This window comes from Acetivibrio sp. (assembly GCF_035371925.1).
Lineage (GTDB): Bacteria > Bacillota > Clostridia > Acetivibrionales > Acetivibrionaceae > Hungateiclostridium.
Map to the genome: position 1 here is coordinate 1 of NZ_DAORXT010000161.1, position 3034 is coordinate 3034.

The following is a 3034-nucleotide window of genomic DNA, read 5'->3' on the forward strand; positions in this document are numbered from 1 at the left end:
CTCCAATATTAGCCTTTAGTTTTAGCGGGTGTTTCTCAACATGCTCAAATTGGGCAACAAGATTAACATCTTCTTTTACCGGAAATCTATAAACCTCATTTTCAGAAACCAATTCACCGTCCCGATACCAGCCTAAAAATCTGCTACCGCTCAAAGGCATTGCCTCAACTTTTGCAAAATTACCCTTTAAGAATGTTCCTGTACCGTTAACATATCCGCTATCGTTGTCTGAATCAACAGTCACTTTATAATAGTTGTCAGCAATATCTGTACCGGAAATTTCTTCTCTGCCTGCAACTTCTCTAGATGAACTGTCTAAGAGTTTGTACTCAATCGACGAACCGTCAGGCACTCCCGACTCAATTTCATCATCACTAAATGCATTTACTGTGCCTGTAAATGTATCACCTTTTGCAATAGGAATGTTATAGTAGTTTATAAGCCGCAAAACCTCACCGTACAACAAATCGTACTCTCTCAATGAATAACTCATTTCACCGTCGTCCGTTGCTTTAATATTAACGCGATAATTCTCATCTGCAGGGAGATATATTACCTTTTCGCCTTTTTCATTTATATAACAAATAATACTGCTACCGACATCCTGAGGAATATCGTCAACGATAGAAGCAACAAGAGTATTATCACTATTATATACATTAACATCTACCGGACAATTAATATATATGATTCTGGTGGTGCTAGGCGTCTTTTTATAACTGACATTTTTATTGTAATTTGGGTCTTGAGACATTAACCATGCCAGGCATACTTCAGGATAATGTGCTTGTGGAATACTTTCCGATTGCAGCAAATCAACAAGCTTAATTATCAAGTTAACAGAATCCGTATTATTGTTCCAAACTTCATCTATAACTTGTCCGAATACTTTAAACAAAACATCGGTTAAAGAATTTATAAATACATCCGTAACGTTAAGTTCTGCCTTGTCCGCAACCTCTCTTACAAATTTTGCAATATTTTTCTTAACATCCTCTAATCTATCCTCATTTTTGTAGAACGGATTCAAATTAAATATCGGTTTTAGTATTTCCATTATTTTACTGGCATTTAACTGTTCCGAAAACTCAGCTATGAACTTGTCCATTTTGCCACTGCCATTATTTAAAACATCCAATATCTCCATAACACCGCTTTGGAAATTTCTATAATAGTTATCTCTTGACCCTACGACGTCATTAGCAAGAAAATCAATAGTACTCATTATTATATCTTCTTGTGAAGCTCTAGATTCTTCCCACCAATAGAACGGATCTCCAAAAGGAAGTATTTTTTTCTTATCTATTTTTAAGTTTGCCTTCTCAGAGAACTCTTGTACTTTATAACCAATATCACGTGCCCCTTCAAGTTTATAAAACTCTCTTAGCATCGCATCGCGTTTTGCCAAAAAATTATCCGATGTAGTTTGATTTGGAAGAATATAATCGTTTTTAAAATTATATCGAACAAAGCCCCATTGTTGCGGAGCCACCATCGGCACTATATCATTAATGTTAACAACATTGTGAATATTAGTATAATCTTTATAATTGGGAATATCAAGACTAGCCTTTTGTGCACCTCTTGGAGCTTCAAAGGTATAAACAAATAGATCCTTATGCTTAAGTGAAACATTTGGTAATTCATATCCAAAGTTTAATGCTCCACCAACCATATTGGCTGTAGCACCTCCACGGCTAAATCCAACCACCCACAATTTAATATCTCCGGTAATTGATTTATCTATAATATACTTCTTCAAAAACTCAAGGGTATTATCCCTTGCTTTTGTAAATCCATCATGCGTACCGGTATATCCAACATTAAAATTGCTCGCCCATTCGCTGGCATAACCACCACCACGAACTGCAAGTGCAATTAATGTATATTCTTTGCCGTTATCTCTAACATCAATAATTTTTTTATTTGCCGCCACTACTCCAATTGAATAGCGAGTTGGCTGTTCATTCCAAAATTCGTTTTGTTCAAAATCTTTAAATCCAATACCCTCTGTTTCCTTTTCGTAAGTGCCGGAAGCCGTGAGAACCTCTCCTGTAAGCAATTCACGGGCATTTTTACTCTTATGCTTCCAATCTTTCACATCATAACTGGACCACGTTGTTAGCTCAAGGCACAATGACATTGTAGCTAACTGAGGATTATAAATTGTAGAGTCCTGAAGAAAGTATCCGTCATCATAATAATATGTAGCTTCCGCATCATGGGTTTGAACCACCATTCCAGCATACTTAAATTTGCCCGATTTTTTCAGAATATTTCCGGCAATCTTACCGAATTGAAAATCTAACTCGTTAGGATCAGTAACTTCATAATATCCTTCACTTTGTAAATCGCTCATAAAACGACGGGCAAAAGTAAGCTCTTTACCACTCAAACTGTGAAAAAATCCTAAGGAATATATGTAATATTGTGTTTTAAGTTCCTGTGCCTTTTCATATGCAGCATTGGCGTAATAATACCCTGAATAATCCGAACTAGTATATGGTCCGCTATATGAAGCTTTACCGTTCACAGGTAACCCGTCGGACATCAAAACAATATTCTTAATTACTCCCGGTATACTAACATTTTCAAGCAATTGCCCCGCAACTGAAAGAGCCGCTTCATGGTTAGTGTTACCGCTTGCACTTATTGAGTTTATTCTGCTAATTAGGGTACTTAAATCATTAGTGAAATTGCAAATAGTTGATGCTGATGAGTTAAGAGAAACTATAGCGACATAATTCTCACCTTCTGCGACCATAACTTGTTTGCAGAAGTTAACCGCCGCTTCTTTTGCCTTTGCAATAGGTATCCCTGCCATACTTCCGGATGTGTCCAATACAAGGACTGAATAGCGTGTAGTGACGGATAATTTGCTTTGTACTCCATCTAGAGCCAAATCACTTGCATTGGCAAATAGAGTTGTCATTAGAATCAACGAAAGAATTACGAGTAAAGAAATGATAGACTTTACTGATTTTTTCAGTACTTCAAACATTTTTTATTACTCCCCCTAATAAAATAATATATT

The 3034-nt window shown here is 36.3% G+C and carries 1 protein-coding gene; it reads right to left on the reverse strand.

Going from position 1 to position 3034, the window contains the following annotated elements:
* On the reverse strand, positions 1-3001 hold a 3001-nt coding region (locus tag PLH43_RS13405; RefSeq protein ID WP_324363944.1), incomplete at its 3' end, for a VWA domain-containing protein.
* Positions 3002-3034 lie beyond the last annotated feature (33 nt).